The sequence below is a fragment of the Pseudescherichia sp. genome (assembly GCF_032052675.1).
Taxonomy (GTDB): domain Bacteria; phylum Pseudomonadota; class Gammaproteobacteria; order Enterobacterales; family Enterobacteriaceae; genus Pseudescherichia.
This window is the reverse complement of the sequence record NZ_DAMBWA010000002.1, coordinates 140614-154226: the sequence shown is the minus strand read 5'-3', so window position 1 is coordinate 154226 and position 13613 is coordinate 140614. Positions and strand designations below refer to the sequence as shown.

Here is a 13613-nt window from a genome sequence, read left to right as displayed (position 1 = left end):
GATCCTACTCACGCCCCCTGATGGCCGCCCCGCCAGTGATCAGCTGCTGCGCCATTGGTCGGGAGATAAAGCGCGCCGGGAAGATAGGATCAATGGCACTGGCTTCCTCCAGACGCTGGAGCTGCTCATCGGTGAGCACGATCTCAAGCGCAGCAAAATTGTCCTCGGCCTGCGCAACGGTACGAGCCCCTATAATGGTGGAGGCGACAGCAGAATTACGTAGCGTCCACGCCAGCGCAATGTGTGACGATGACGCCCCACTCTCATGGGCGATGCTGCTCACCACCTCCGCGATGGCCAGCGCACGCTCGTTAAGGTGGCCGGTCGAGGCGATGATCCCCTTACGCGTAGAGGCCACGTCGGCACCGTTCTCATCCGAGAGATCGGCCCGGCTGTATTTCCCGGTGAGGATCCCGCCGCCAAGGGGCGACCACGGCAGGACCCCGAGGCCCATCGCCTGCGCCATCGGGATCAGTTCGTGCTCTACCGTTCGCTCAACCAGACTATATTCAATCTGCAATGCGACAAACGGCGACCAGCTGCGCAGGTCAGCAAGCGTCTGCATCTGAGCAATACGCCATGCGGGTGTGTTACAGATCCCCAGGTAGAGAATTTTGCCATCGCGAACCAGATCGTCGAGCGCGCGCATCACCTCTTCCGGCGAGGTGGTGAAATCCCATGCGTGCAGATAGAGCAGATCGATGCGGTCCGTATCAAGCTGACGCAGGCTGGTCTCAACAGAACGTACCAGGTTGTAACGATGGTTTCCCCCAGCATTGGGGTTACCCGCCTCCCGGGACATGGTGAACTTGGTGGCCAGCACGATGCGGTCGCGCTTCGCCTTGATCATCCGTCCAAGGATCTTCTCTGCGCTGCCGTTGGTATAGTTGACCGAAGTGTCGATAAAGTTGCCGCCGCGTTCAACATAGGCATCAAAAATGCGTTGCGCCTCAGCGTCATCCGCGCCCCATCCCCAGTCAGAGCCAAAGGTCATGGTACCTAGCGAAAGCGGTGAAACACGTAATCCAGAACGGCCCAGCAGGCGATAGTGGTCAAGAGCAGATGATGTAGTCATGATGTCCGATCTCCTAAAAGTGTTGGTTCGGCTATCATGCTCTAACAGAACGCGCTTTACGGGATAGAGAGGACGTCCGCGATGATTGCACGATCGTCCAGCCCGGGCGAAGCTCTCTTTTCGGAAATCATGTTCAGGGATACTATGCCTGCCTATGAACAGACTTAATGCGCTCGTGGATATAATTGGACGCCATGCCCCGGAGGATGGGACATATTGCTGCGCCCTGCCTGGCGTGACGCTGATACGGGCGTCGTCGCCAACCATGCCGATGCCGGTGATCTATACTCCAACGCTCTGCCTTGTTGCGCAGGGTACCAAAGAGGCGCGCCTCGGGAAGACAGCATACTGTTATGATGCAGCGAACTACCTGATTGCCTCTGTTGAACTCCCTGTCATGGGGTCGGTTATTGAGGCCACGGCGGAACGGCCCTACCTCTGCCTGCAGCTTGATTTCGATATGACCGAGCTGTCAGAGTTGGCCATTCGCTATCCCTCCCCATTAACCGATACGCAGGCCTCCCCCTCAGGGATTATGTTAAATAAGAACACCCCAGAACTGCTCGACGCAGCAGTACGCCTTGCCAGCCTGCTGGACACGCCGCAGGATATTGGCGCTCTTGCTCCGCTAATTCTTCGCGAAATTCTTTATCGCCTGCTCACGGGGCCGCAAGGCGATATCATTCGGCATATGGCCCAGGCCGAGAGCCGGCTTAATCAGATTGCCCGATCTATTATCTGGATCAGAACCCACTTTCGGGAAGCGTGCCGGATTGAACAGGCGGCCAGCGTTGCCGGGATGAGCCGCTCGGCGTTTCATCACCATTTCAAAGCCATTACGACCATGAGCCCTATTGCGTTCCGCACCCATCTGCGTATGCAGGAGGCACGCAGGCTGATGGTGAGCGATGCGATTGACGCCGCCAGCGCGGGGTTTCATGTCGGGTATGAGAGTCCGTCTCAATTCAGCCGTGACTATGTGCGCATCTTCGGGATCTCCCCTGCCAGACACGCCAGCCAGTTACGTAAGCTGTCCTGAAAAAAATCACGCCGGGGATCATCCCGGCGCTGTGGTAATTAACTGCGGGGGGTGTTGTGCCAGTGTTGCTCGCAGCGCTCTTTAGCCTCATTAACCAGGTCGCGCAGGTCCGGGAGCGGATCGCCAGAGCCATAGTCCAGCGTATTCGTTGCCTCTTCCTGCTCCTCTTTCGCGGCGAAGCTCAACGTATCATCCAGCTTTTGCCAGCTGCCGTCCCGCTGTTGGTATATCAACGCATAGGTGGGCGTCTTTTCGTCATCGCCATAGATCTCATATTTTTGCGTTGGTGCATCTTCGGGGCCAAACTGCAGCGTATCGATCAGGGTTGAATCAGCCATCGTTTTCTCCTCTTCGTTAAGGAGTAAGGTTAGCTTATAAATGGCGAGGCTGCGGGAACGGCACGACTCAGGCTTTCACCACGGATACGCCCTGCTCTTCTACCGCCCGGATCCACGCTTCGTCGGTCCCTTCCTCTACTACCAGCGTGTTGATAAGCGACAGGCTGCCGATGACAAAGGGCGATGCGGTGTTAATTTTCTCCGGCGACGCCAGCACGACCGTCTCAGCGGCTCTGCCGGAAAATGCACGTTTGATGCAGGCTTCTTCATAGTCGCCTGTCGTTAAACCCGCCTCTGGATGGATACCGGTCACACCCATAAAGAACAGATCGGCATGAATATTTCCGATACTCTCTATCGCCGTAGCGCCAACGGCGACAATAGAGTGCTTATAAAGGCGACCACCGATTAAGATCACCTCTATCGTCGGATGGTCGACCAGGCCAAGGGCTATGCTCGGGCTGTGCGTGACAACGGTAATGCATAGATCTGCAGGCAGCCGCGTAATTAGCTCCGACGTCGTCGTTCCACCATCGATAATCACCACCTGCCCTGAGGAGATCAGCTCGACGCCTTTTCGGGCAACGCGCTGTTTGGCATCCATTTTTAGTGATTTTCGCTCGGAAAAGGTAGCGGTGGCCGATGACGACGGCAGCGCGCCGCCGTGCACTCGTTGCAGGTGCCCTTCTGCCGCCAGCTCGCGTAGGTCACGGCGAATGGTATCTTCCGAGACCTCAAACCAGGCGCTTAAATCCTTTGACAGAACCTGGCCCTCGGCGGCTAGCTTTTCACATATCAGCTGTTTGCGGTGACTGGTAAGCATCGTTTCCTCATCTGCACGATTTATCTTGTAACTGCACGAATATGCTGTTTAAGATGGCTACTCTACCTATTGGGGTCCTATCATGCCATCAAAACATGCAGAAGTACGTATCATCAATGAGCACACGCTTTCTGACGACTGGTACACGTTAAAAAAATATACCTTTGATTTGCAGCGCCAGAATGGCGAGTGGCAGCAGCAAACTCGAGAAGTGTATGACCGGGGCAACGGCGCCACTATCCTGCTTTATAACCGTCAACGACGAACCGTGATCCTGACGCGTCAGTTCCGTTTTCCCGTCTATGTGAACGGGCACGACGGCATGCTGATCGAAACGGCCGCAGGCCTGCTGGATAAAATGGATCCGGAAAGCCGCATTAAAGCCGAGGCGGAAGAAGAGACAGGGTTTAGCGTTTCGCACGTTGAGAAGGTGTTCGAAGCCTATATGAGTCCTGGCTCGGTGACAGAGAAACTCTATTTCTATATCGCTGAGTACCAGCCCGGGGATCGAATCAGCGCTGGTGGCGGTATCGAAGCTGAAGGCGAGGATATTGAGGTACTGGAGATCACGCTGGATGAGGCATTAGCCGCTATTGCAAGCGGCCTTATTGTTGATGGTAAAACCATTATGCTGCTGTATCACGTTGCCCTGAAGGGCATTTTATAATGCTCGTCCTATAACAAAGACTTATACATAAATACGCTCAGGGGATCTTCTTTATACGGCGGGAACGGGTCGCACAGCTGATATCCGCAGCGTTGATAAAGCGTGATAGCTGGCTGCTGACGGATGCCCGTTTCAAGCCGAAGGACCCGGCAGGCGGATTGAACCGCAAGCTGCTCCAGACGGGAGACGATCCGCTCGCCTATTTTGTTGCCACGGTATTGCGGGCGAATATAGACGCGCTTGATCTCCGCGGCGCTATCCCCCTGAAGAAAAATGGCTCCGCAGCCGATCGCTTCACCTTTATCGTCACGCACAACAATGCAACGAATATCCTCTTCTTCAACCGTGGAAAAATCGAGGCAGTGGTTACTCTCGGCGGGATAAAGCGTGCTCTGAAATGCGTCCAGCTCGCCGACTAATATAGCTAATTCCTCTGAATCCTTTTTAATTTCCACTACATCAAACATTTTTCTTATGTCCCTCTTTTTCTTTACGGTTCATAAACTTATATCACTCTTCTTTCTTAAAAATAAAGCGAATAATCACTTTGAAAGTGACACGCTGGTCTGGGATGATGTCGTTGACAATTATTCAAATACGCTCAGGAGAAAGGATGAAAAACAGCGCGCAAACTGTCCCCGCCGGATACTCGGACGTTGCCCCCGGCAGCATCGCCTCGGTCGTTACCTGCCTTGAAATGCATGCGAAGCCAACTGAGGCCCCGCTTCCTCTACCGGAGGGGTTTTCGTTACGGCCATTTAGCGAGCGCGATCCTGACCTTTACCGGACACTATTCCGCAAGGTGGGCGCCAACTGGCTCTGGTTTTCACGTCTCGTCATGAGTGATGAAACGCTCATTAGCGTGCTGCAAAGTCCTGACCGGGAGATCTATTGTGTCCACTATAACGGCCAGGACGTTGGGCTGGTGGAGCTGGACTTCAGCGAACCCGGTGAGGCCGAGCTGGCTTTTCTTGGCTTAACGCAGGACGTCACCGGTAAGGGCATAGGCCGGGCGGTGATGAGCGCGGCCACAGAGCTGGCATGGGCTAAGCCTGTCCAGCGCTTCTGGGTACATACCTGTACTTTCGATCACCCTTCCGCGCTTGGGTTCTACATCCGCTCTGGCTTTAAACCCTATGCACGGCGGGTAGAGGTGCAGGCCGATCCGCGCCTAAGCGGTCATCTGCCGCTGGACGCCGCGCCGCATGTGCCACTCCTTCCCGCCTGATGGCGTTTAGGTGGCGGGTATCGGTTCGCGCACAAAGACGCGGTCGAAAAGCCAGGTAAAGACAAAGGCATAAACAAAGAAGAAGGTCAGCAGGCCAACTTCCATCATAAAGGCTTTCACGAGGCCGACGTTATAGAACCACATAAAGAACGGCACGATCAGAATAATAAACATCGCTTCGAACAGCGTGGTATGCACGATCCTGATGAGAAGCGTTCGTTTCTGGATGTTGTTCTTCCTTTCCCAGCGCTCAAACAGGGTGTTGTAGATGTAGTTCCAGACGACGGCCACAACCGAGGTGGTGACGGCCACCGGCAGAGAGCTTGCCACGTCACCGTCGCTCATGCCTGACAGGAGCAGCGAGGAGAAAAAGATGGCGATCAGCTCAAAAAGAGCGACATAGGTGAGCCGGCGGGGAACCTGTTTGAGATAGAACATAGTAAACCTCATGTGCGATGATATGGCTGAAATTGCGTTGATTTCAGACTTGTGATTAACTGGCTGGCAAATTAACATACGACCGTATTTAAATCAATGTTGAGGAGATGCACGTGGCACGACCAAAAACCATAGACCGGGAAAGCCTGCTGGATGCAGCGGAGAACGTGCTGGGCCGCGAGGGGGCAGCCGCCCTGTCGTTTGGCGCAATTGCGACGGAATCGGGCATCTCGAAGGCCAGCGTGCAGTCGGTTTTTGGCACGCGGGAAAAGGTGCTGGATGCCCTGCTCGATCGCTGGCTTAATAAAGAGCAGGAGCGCTACCGCGCACTGCTTCCTGCCAACGCCGATGCCAAAGCACGACTGCTGACCCACATTAGCGCGACACAGGATGAGACTTCGGAAGCCGGGATTAGAACCTTAACCCTGCTGGCTGCCCAGGCCGGGACGCAAAGCGACAGCATGATCGGCTGGTATAGAGAGCGGTTCGGCGACCTGACCGCAAATGATGAAGGATCCAGAAAGCGCAGAATTGCCTATCTGGCTACCGAGGGCGCATTCCTGATGCGGAACATGGTCGGTTTTGAAAGCGGATCGGCATTCTGGGATGAGGTATTTAACGACCTGAAGGCGTTTGCTAAATAACATGCCGGGCGGCGCTACGCGTGCCCAGCCGACAAAATGTGCCTACACAACCTCAACCACTTCAAACTCTTCGGCGACCAGCTCCATCTCTTCTGAGAAGCTTCCTGCCTGCGTGAAGAAGCGCTGATGCTCCATGCGCCAGTACGTCAGGCTCAGATCGCCTTCCCCCTCTTTATGCGCAAAAGCTTCATCGACGTCGCAGAACCTGACCAGGCGCAGCGACGTAATGCGAATGACGCACACCGGATCCTGCTGGCCGTTAAGAATAATATGGTAGCTGCCTACCGTCGGTGACGCGCTGTCCGCCTGGTATGACGCTAACGAGCCGCACGACGCCGTCTTTTTTCCCTTCACAACCAGGTCGGCCAGCACGTTTGCCAGCTCGGCACTGTCGCCAATGGCCCACGCCGGTGCATTAGGATATTTTACCTGTAAACTTTCGACTGAAGTCACACTTTGTCCTTAATTATTAATTAGATAGTTTGAACTCTGCGATAAAGTGTATCAATAACATACAAGACGGAGGAAGCACAATGGATAACCGTTACATAGGTGAGCTTATACTTGATGAAGCCGCCATCGCCGCAGGCGTAGAGCGCGTCGCGGCGTTGCTTAACGAGCGCTATCAGGATGCCGTGGTGATTACCGTGGTGCCGGGCGGCATGCTGTTTACTGCCGATCTGGTCAGAAAGCTGGCATTTACGGTGGCGATGGATACGATATCCTGCCCGCATACTCCCGGCGATCGCAGCAATCAGTCAGCCATTGTTTTTCACCACAATATCGATATTAACGGTAGAGATGTAATTGTTGTCGATGATGCGATTGAATCCGGCGGCACGATGAAGCGGCTGGTGGCGTATCTCAGCACAACCTATGCACCGAAATCGTTAGCCATTGCCACGCTGTTCGTTAAGCCCGGCAGAATCGCTATTCCCTTTAAGCAGTTTTATGCCTATGAGATGGAGAGTGACGATCTGCTTATTGGCTATGGCCTGCCGTGGGAGAACAGATTCCGCAATATCCCGTTTATCTCAAAACTAAAGCGTTAACTATTTTTGAATATCAGAAATAACGGCGCGGTCGCGCCCGGCCATTTTCGCACTATAGAGTGCGGCATCGGAGCCCTCCTTCAGCATGCGCGCATCATCGTCGCTGCCGCGAGGGATCAGGCTGTAGCAACCCGCACTGAGCGTCACCACTTTTGTTCCGGTCAGTGATTCGCTATGCGGCAGCTGGATGGCGCGTACGGCGGCGACCGCACGCTGAGCGATATTAAACGCCGCGTCGCGGTCGGTATCGGGAAGAATAATTGCGAACTCCTCTCCGCCGTAGCGGGCGATAAGGTCGGACTGCCGCAGGTTGAGCTTCTGTAACGCCTCACCGACGTGACGAAGGCAGTTATCCCCTGCCACGTGACCGTAGGCATCGTTGTAACGCTTGAAGTAGTCAATGTCCAACATAATAAGCGACACGGGCCTGCCGGTCAGCGAGGCCGTTTTCAGCGCCTGAGAGAGGAAAAGATCGAACTGCCGCCGGTTTGCCAGCCCCGTCAGGCCATCAGCGAGCGCCATCGTCTGTAGCGTATGGTTAATACTGGTTAACTCATCCCGCAGCATGGTTAATTCAGTTTGATCCCTGACGTTTACCCTCACCACCCGAAAAATGAGCGCGCCCATTATTAGGGTGCCTAACAGCAGCATGGCGTTGAGAACGATATCCGGCAGGCTCTCACGCAGCCAGTTATGCCACAAGGCAGGTTTGTCATACCCCGCAGCCACCACCAGCGGGTAGCGCTCAAGACGAGCAAAACCAAATATGCGCTCGACGCGATCGATACCCGATTTCCAGGTCGCATTGCCACGATCCTGGCGGATCAGCTCCTGGGTAAATAGCGGGCTGCGTGAGAGGTTACGGTTGATAACATCATCATTAAACGGGCGCGCATAGAGGACCGTCGCATCGGTGCTCAAAATCGCCAGCAGATCGCGGCTGCCCAGCTCAAAGTAGTTATAGAAGTGGCGGAAATAGTCAATCTTCACCGTCGCCAGTGCTACGCCATCGAAGCCGCCGGCGGCATCATTCAGGCGCAGCGAGACGGGAATAATCAGGTCGCCGGTAGAACGGCTGCGGATCACATGCCCAATATGGACGCTGCCGTGGCCGTTTTTACGGTGGTAAACGAAGTATTCCCGATCAACATTATTCGCGATGGCAGGCTGACGGCCAAACGACGTAGATTTCATATTACCCTGTGCGTCGTAGACAAACAGGCCATGCAGCTGCGGCAGGCGCTCTTTGATCTCTGTAAGGTACAGGTTGAATTTGGTCTCATCGATGGCCGATACGCCCTCCTGCGGCACGTTCCGGCGGATATCTCGTAGCGCCAGTTCAGACTGCAGAAAGGTATCTTCTGCCTGGCGAGCCTGGGAAACGGACAGGTTGATGGCGTTGCGCTCGCTCTCTTCAACGGTGCGCTCCCAGGATCGATTTAGCGTCCAGGCGCTGGTGGCCACGCCCGCAATGAGCAGACCCGCCATAAAGAGGGAGATACTGCGTCCAAGAGAGGAGTTTAACGCCAGCGCGTTGGATATACGTTTCCCGACTTTCATTGTCACCCCTCCCAGATTCCTTTCCTTCAGTAAAGCACACAATGCAGTAGTCAATGAGCAGATTAAGACGGATGCCCTATTGCAAATTGTTTACGCCAATTCAACACCGCATTCATAACAATGCAAAACAAAATTAAAAAAGTATTTCAAAAAATGGAAAACATCCATTTATGTGATATCGATCAACTATTTAGATCAATACTTTTTCGATATCTGCCGTTATTAGTCATACCTTTCTCTTCTAAGTCTTCACTATGAAAAAATTTGCGCAGTCTACGGTTTTAACCAAACTCTTAACCGGTTTCTCTATTCTCATCGCCATGATGCTGCTGCTGGGCGTGGTAGCTATCTATCAGCTCAATGCCAGCAACCAGCACATCGATAAATATCGGGAAAATCGTCTTCCCGGCGTGCGCTACTCGCTGGAGATGCGCGGCGTTCTTTCCGAGATGCGCTTGCAGCAGATTCAGTACATTAACTCGCCGACCATGCCGGAGCGTGAAAAGCACCGTCTGGAGCTGTTGCAAAATCAGGATATTTTCCTTAATGCGCAGAAGCACTACGCCGCCATTGCCGGTGACCTGCCAGCAGATATGCGGGCGCTGTTTGGTCAGGTGGTTGAGAACTTTACCCACTTTGTCGACGTCAACGGCAAACTGGTTGAGGCAGTGAACGACGAGCGGCTCGACGAGGCTGCTCAAATCAGCGGCGCCGTCTCTGCGAAATATCGCACGCAGCTGATGAAGGATCTCGCTACGCTGGTGGATATGGAGGTCGCTATCGGTAACACAGCCGGGGAAGCCTCCGCTCAGGGATATCAGCGCGCACTGTATCTGCTCTCGGGTCTGCTGCTGCTGGCCCTGATAGCGACCGGGATCATCGCGCTGCTTATTTCACGTAATCTCTCCCGTCAGCTGGGGGGCGAGCCAGCCTATGCGGTGGATATTATGCAGCAGATTGCCGCCGGGAAGCTCAATACGGACATTACGCTTAACGCCAACGACCATAACAGCCTGCTGGCCACCATCAAGTTTATGAATGGCAGGCTGGCGGAAATTATCAACGGCATTATTCATGGCAGCGAGTCTATCTCGCTGGCAGCCAGCGAAATTGCGATGGGCAACAGCGACCTCTCTCAGCGAACCGAAGAGCAGGCAGCTTCGCTGGTGCAGACCTCGGCCAACATGCAGCAGATCACTGAGAACGTGAAGAGCAACGCTGAGAATGCGCACAAGGCCAGCGAGCTGGCGCGCCAGACCTCACAAACCGCGGTCAAAGGCGGTAAAGAGGTACAGGATATGCTTATGCGCATGCATGAGATCGCCGACAGTTCGCAAAAAATTGTCGATATCATTTCGGTCATTGAAGGTATCGCCTTCCAGACCAATATCCTGGCGCTGAACGCGGCGGTGGAAGCAGCCCGTGCCGGAGAACAGGGCAAAGGCTTCGCCGTCGTGGCGGGTGAAGTACGTAACCTGGCACAGAAAAGCGCCGATGCGGCGAAAGAGATTAAAACGCTGATTGACGGCACGGTGAATAAAATCACCGAAGGTTCCCGCTATGCCGATACCGCCAGCCGGGCGATGGAGGAGATTGTGAACTCGGTAAATAAGGTAACCGGCATCGTGGCGGAGATCTCCACCGCATCCAACGAGCAGCACCAGGGCATCCGGGAGATCGGCGTCGCCATTGAGCAGATGGACCAGGTTACTCAGCAGAACGCGGCGCTGGTAGAACAGGCCGCGGTTGCGGCGAACTCGATGACCGAGCAGAGTGAGCACCTGCGCGAATCGGTCAGTTTCTTTCAGCTACGGTTGAGTTAACGGCGGTAAAGCGCGAACCCTCAGGGGCGATAGTGCCCCTGAGAACGCTCTGGTTTGCGACAGGCAGTAGTTACAAATAGTGGTTACGGAATCTCGCTCACAAACGAGAGATCGTAGGCGGTTGCAAACAGCGCAACGCAGGCAATCAGCACAACAACCATCTGAATTACTCTTTCCATCGGGTTTCCCTCCTGGCGGTTTAACCAACCTGTAACGGGCGCATCCGGCTTTCGTTACGTAAGCTGGTAATACTTATCAGGCAGTATCTTCGCGGGCACAACGTTTTCATCATTCATCTGCAGCAGATCGATCTCAAGCGCGTTGCAGATGGCATCCAGCGGTAAATCGTTATCTTCCACGCCAAACGGATCTTCCAGCTCTTCGGCTAAGGTATCGAGAGCTATAAAAGTATAGGAGATAAGTACTGAGACGAAAGGCGTCATGTAATGCAAATCTACAACTAGCGCAAAGGGCAGCATAATACAGAACATGTATACCGTGCGGTGCAAAATGAGTGAATAGGCAAAAGGCACCGGCGTAAAGGCGATACGTTCGCAGCCGGAGAGTACCGCCGAGATATCATTTAGCCGGTTGTTCATGCTGTGGTAGAGAATGTCTGACAGCCCGTTAGGGCCACGCTGGGCCGCCAGCCACTCGCCCATCATTAATAGAAGCTGGTTAGCTGGCGAATGCGCTTTCATCACCCGCGCCAGTTCGCTGGGTGAGAGGTAGTTACCCAGCGTCCCCTCCAGCGGTTTACGCCGCAGGGTCAGACGCAGGCAGTGCGCGAAGGCAATCAGCAGCAGCACGAAATGGTGCCGCCCTTCCCCCGCTGGCAGCGTGGTTTTGACCTCACGCAGCAGCGAGCGGGAAGCAATCATCAGCTGCCCCCAGAGCACCCGCGCTTCGGTATAGCGGCTGTAGCAGGCGTTATTACGAAAGCCGAGGAAGATAGCCACGGCGATACCGAGGATGCTAAACGGCGCCACGGTGAGCTTAAAGCCCAGCGAGCTATACCAGGGCAGCATCAGGATCACTGCGACCGACAGAATAAAGTTAAGCAGCAGACGGGAGTAGATCTTGGGCAGCACCGAGCCATGCCAGACGAAGATACGCGCAAGCCAGTGCTGATGAGGACGAACAATCATGGTTATATTCAGACATAGAGAGAAGTCGCGATTATTAAACGTGATCGCCCTCACGGTTGCAAGTTTGCTGCAAAAATGTAGTGGAAATTCTTTGCTGCTTGACGAGTTGGGCGCAGGAGCCGATGTGTTATAATTTCGTATTATATATGTATGTTGTAACTATTGATGGCGTAAATTAATGCCGGGCGGCGCGATGCTTGCCCGGCCTACGGTCTAATGCGATCTGTAGGCCGGGCAAGCGCAGCGCCGCCCAGCGTTTACACAGAGAGACGAGTTAGCAGAGCGGCTTCACGGCCTCGCGCATGCCACGCAGCAGAATAGCATCCAGATCCAGCGAGACCTGCTCTACCAGACCGCTAACCTGGGTCAAATCCTGCTCCCAGTGATCGCTTACAGAGAGCACGGCTTTTACCAGCTCGCTGGTGCTAATCTGGCGATCGCCATGCTGGCGCCACAGCTGCTGGAAGCGTTCGATCCAGTGGGCGTCATCCTGTACCGGGACGCTCTCGCCGTTACGTTCGCCACGATAGAACGCGATCAGGGCGGCAAGCGCGAAAGTCAGGCGCGCTGGCAGCTTGCCGGTCGCCTTCTGCCCTGCCAGCAGCTGCGGCAGGATACGCGTGCGGAACTTGGTCATGCCGTTCAGCGCGATGGAGAGCAGCTGATGCTTGATATAGGGGTTGCGGAAACGCCCCGTGACGGCGCTGGCAAAGGACTCCAGCTCGTCGCGCGGCAGATCCAATACCGGAATGATCTCTTCGTAGATCGCTTTCTCAACAAATGCGCAGATTTCGCTGTCGTTCATCGCCTCGCCAACGGTGTCCAGACCCGCCTGGAAGGCCACCGGGACTAACGCGGTGTGCGCCCCGTTGAGGATCGCCACCTTACGCTCTTTGTACGGCTTGATGTCATCAACAATCAGCACGTTCAGCGGATATTTATCGAGGCGCAGTTCGGAGGCCAGCGATTTGGGCCCCTGGATAACAAACAGGTAGAAGTGCTCTGCGGTATCGAGGAAGCCGTCGTGGTAGCCCAGCTCGGCTTCGATTTTTGCCACCTCATCACGCGGGTAACCGGTTACGATACGATCAACCAGGGTTGAGCAGAAGGCATTGGCTTCGTTCAGCCACTGAATGAAGGCCGCCGGCAGCGCCCACTCGGTGGCGTAGCGCAGCACCAGCTCGCGCAGCGCGTCGCCGTTGTAGTCAATCAGCTCGCACGGAATGATGATCCAGCCTTTATCCGCCGCGCCGTTGAAGTGGGTAAAGCGTTCAAACAGCAGACGCGTCAGCTTCGCCGGATAGCTAACGGCAGGCGCGTCTTCAAATTTATCACCCGCGTGGTAGCTGATGCCCGCTTCGGTAGTGTTCGAGAATACAAAGCGGATCTCAGGGTTCTGCGCCAGCTTGAGGAACTCATCGTAGTGGTCATAGACGCTGATTTCACGATTCACCGAACGGATCAGACGCGCATCGCTCACCGCTTCGCCCTGCTCGTTCAGGCCGCGAATGATGGTCGTGTAAAGGCCATCCTGGGTGCTCAGCGACGGCGGGAAATCACTCTTAATCGGGCGGACGATAACCACACCGGCGTTGAGATCGGTATGCTCGTTGAGCAGATCGATCTGCCAGTCGACAAATGCGCGCAGGAAGTTCCCTTCGCCAAACTGAATGATACGTTCCGGATAGGTGGCTCCGGGAAAATCGCGACGGTTTATCGTGTTCACAATGGGTTCCTTTTTGATTAGTCATACAACCTGGGAAGATTGGTCCAATAAC

15 protein-coding genes are annotated in these 13613 nt (G+C 54.7%); 6 read left to right on the top strand and 9 right to left on the bottom strand.

Annotation, left to right across the window (positions count from 1 at the left end):
- Window positions 1–4: 4 nt before the first annotated feature.
- Window positions 5–1075: an aldo/keto reductase gene (locus tag RTX96_RS03285; RefSeq protein ID WP_312670119.1), complete on the bottom strand. Its 1071-nt coding sequence runs from the start codon at window positions 1073–1075 to the stop codon at window positions 5–7.
- A 154-nt stretch (window positions 1076–1229) separates the two neighbouring features.
- Between RTX96_RS03285 and RTX96_RS03280 the strand changes: the two genes are divergently transcribed.
- Window positions 1230–2114, top strand: coding sequence for an AraC family transcriptional regulator (locus RTX96_RS03280; RefSeq protein WP_312670118.1), 885 nt, complete (start codon window positions 1230–1232; stop codon window positions 2112–2114).
- A 38-nt stretch (window positions 2115–2152) separates the two neighbouring features.
- Here the strand turns inward: RTX96_RS03280 and RTX96_RS03275 are convergent, their stop codons facing one another.
- Entirely contained in the window at window positions 2153–2452 is a 300-nt protein-coding gene (locus RTX96_RS03275; protein ID WP_103821008.1) for a hypothetical protein, read from the bottom strand.
- Window positions 2453–2519: 67 nt separating this feature from the next.
- On the bottom strand, window positions 2520–3275 hold the full coding sequence (locus RTX96_RS03270; protein ID WP_103821007.1) for a DeoR/GlpR family DNA-binding transcription regulator: 756 nt from the start codon (window positions 3273–3275) through the stop codon (window positions 2520–2522).
- Window positions 3276–3357: 82 nt separating this feature from the next.
- Between RTX96_RS03270 and RTX96_RS03265 the strand changes: the two genes are divergently transcribed.
- A complete protein-coding gene (locus RTX96_RS03265) occupies window positions 3358–3942 on the top strand; it encodes a GDP-mannose pyrophosphatase (protein ID WP_312670117.1) in 585 nt (194 codons plus the stop codon).
- Window positions 3943–3950: 8 nt separating this feature from the next.
- On the opposite strand, the gene RTX96_RS03260 is transcribed toward RTX96_RS03265, so the two are convergent.
- Window positions 3951–4409 carry a GNAT family N-acetyltransferase gene (locus RTX96_RS03260; RefSeq protein ID WP_103821005.1) on the bottom strand — a complete coding sequence of 153 codons (459 nt, stop codon included), beginning with the start codon at window positions 4407–4409 and terminating at the stop codon, window positions 3951–3953.
- 146 nt (window positions 4410–4555) lie between these two features.
- On the opposite strand from RTX96_RS03260, the gene RTX96_RS03255 reads away from it, so the two are divergent.
- Window positions 4556–5170, top strand: a complete 615-nt coding sequence (locus tag RTX96_RS03255; protein ID WP_312670116.1) for a GNAT family N-acetyltransferase — start codon at window positions 4556–4558, stop codon at window positions 5168–5170.
- Between the two features lie 6 nt (window positions 5171–5176).
- On the opposite strand, the gene RTX96_RS03250 is transcribed toward RTX96_RS03255, so the two are convergent.
- Window positions 5177–5608 (bottom strand): PACE efflux transporter, encoded by a 432-nt coding sequence (locus RTX96_RS03250; RefSeq protein ID WP_312670115.1) that lies wholly within the window; start codon window positions 5606–5608, stop codon window positions 5177–5179.
- Between the two features lie 113 nt (window positions 5609–5721).
- Between RTX96_RS03250 and RTX96_RS03245 the strand changes: the two genes are divergently transcribed.
- Window positions 5722–6252, top strand: a complete 531-nt coding sequence (locus RTX96_RS03245) for a TetR/AcrR family transcriptional regulator (protein WP_181016646.1) — start codon at window positions 5722–5724, stop codon at window positions 6250–6252.
- Between the two features lie 42 nt (window positions 6253–6294).
- Here RTX96_RS03245 and RTX96_RS03240 read toward each other — a convergent pair whose 3' ends face one another.
- A complete protein-coding gene (locus tag RTX96_RS03240) occupies window positions 6295–6705 on the bottom strand; it encodes an ASCH domain-containing protein (protein ID WP_312670114.1) in 411 nt (136 codons plus the stop codon).
- A gap of 80 nt (window positions 6706–6785) precedes the next feature.
- Here RTX96_RS03240 and RTX96_RS03235 point away from each other — a divergent pair, with 80 nt between their 5' ends.
- The gene (locus RTX96_RS03235) at window positions 6786–7304 is read left to right on the top strand and encodes a phosphoribosyltransferase family protein (RefSeq protein ID WP_312670113.1); all 519 of its coding nucleotides are present in this window, start codon (window positions 6786–6788) and stop codon (window positions 7302–7304) included.
- Here the strand turns inward: RTX96_RS03235 and RTX96_RS03230 are convergent, their stop codons facing one another.
- Entirely contained in the window at window positions 7305–8864 is a 1560-nt protein-coding gene (locus RTX96_RS03230; protein ID WP_103820997.1) for a sensor domain-containing diguanylate cyclase, read from the bottom strand. It abuts the gene before it with no gap.
- A 254-nt stretch (window positions 8865–9118) separates the two neighbouring features.
- Here RTX96_RS03230 and RTX96_RS03225 point away from each other — a divergent pair, with 254 nt between their 5' ends.
- Window positions 9119–10687: a methyl-accepting chemotaxis protein gene (locus RTX96_RS03225; RefSeq protein ID WP_312670112.1), complete on the top strand. Its 1569-nt coding sequence runs from the start codon at window positions 9119–9121 to the stop codon at window positions 10685–10687.
- A gap of 233 nt (window positions 10688–10920) precedes the next feature.
- Here the strand turns inward: RTX96_RS03225 and RTX96_RS03220 are convergent, their stop codons facing one another.
- Both RTX96_RS03220 and RTX96_RS03215 read right to left on the bottom strand, forming a co-directional pair.
- Complete coding sequence (locus tag RTX96_RS03220; RefSeq protein WP_103820995.1) at window positions 10921–11835, bottom strand: bestrophin family protein; 915 nt, start codon at window positions 11833–11835, stop codon at window positions 10921–10923.
- Between the two features lie 274 nt (window positions 11836–12109).
- Window positions 12110–13561, bottom strand: a complete 1452-nt coding sequence (locus RTX96_RS03215) for a tagaturonate reductase (protein ID WP_312670111.1) — start codon at window positions 13559–13561, stop codon at window positions 12110–12112.
- Window positions 13562–13613 lie beyond the last annotated feature (52 nt).

What these genes read in the sequence shown, in the direction of transcription:
- RTX96_RS03285 (WP_312670119.1), bottom strand. Translation starts at nt 1,075, where the DNA reads ATGACTACATCATCTGCTCTTGACCACTATCGCCTGCTGGGCCGTTCT.
- RTX96_RS03220 (WP_103820995.1), bottom strand. Translation starts at nt 11,835, where the DNA reads ATGATTGTTCGTCCTCATCAGCACTGGCTTGCGCGTATCTTCGTCTGG.
- RTX96_RS03235 (WP_312670113.1), top strand. Translation starts at nt 6,786, where the DNA reads ATGGATAACCGTTACATAGGTGAGCTTATACTTGATGAAGCCGCCATC.
- RTX96_RS03250 (WP_312670115.1), bottom strand. Translation starts at nt 5,608, where the DNA reads ATGTTCTATCTCAAACAGGTTCCCCGCCGGCTCACCTATGTCGCTCTT.
- RTX96_RS03280 (WP_312670118.1), top strand. Translation starts at nt 1,230, where the DNA reads ATGAACAGACTTAATGCGCTCGTGGATATAATTGGACGCCATGCCCCG.
- RTX96_RS03225 (WP_312670112.1), top strand. Translation starts at nt 9,119, where the DNA reads ATGAAAAAATTTGCGCAGTCTACGGTTTTAACCAAACTCTTAACCGGT.
- RTX96_RS03265 (WP_312670117.1), top strand. Translation starts at nt 3,358, where the DNA reads ATGCCATCAAAACATGCAGAAGTACGTATCATCAATGAGCACACGCTT.
- RTX96_RS03230 (WP_103820997.1), bottom strand. Translation starts at nt 8,864, where the DNA reads ATGAAAGTCGGGAAACGTATATCCAACGCGCTGGCGTTAAACTCCTCT.
- RTX96_RS03260 (WP_103821005.1), bottom strand. Translation starts at nt 4,409, where the DNA reads ATGTTTGATGTAGTGGAAATTAAAAAGGATTCAGAGGAATTAGCTATA.
- RTX96_RS03275 (WP_103821008.1), bottom strand. Translation starts at nt 2,452, where the DNA reads ATGGCTGATTCAACCCTGATCGATACGCTGCAGTTTGGCCCCGAAGAT.
- RTX96_RS03255 (WP_312670116.1), top strand. Translation starts at nt 4,556, where the DNA reads ATGAAAAACAGCGCGCAAACTGTCCCCGCCGGATACTCGGACGTTGCC.
- RTX96_RS03270 (WP_103821007.1), bottom strand. Translation starts at nt 3,275, where the DNA reads ATGCTTACCAGTCACCGCAAACAGCTGATATGTGAAAAGCTAGCCGCC.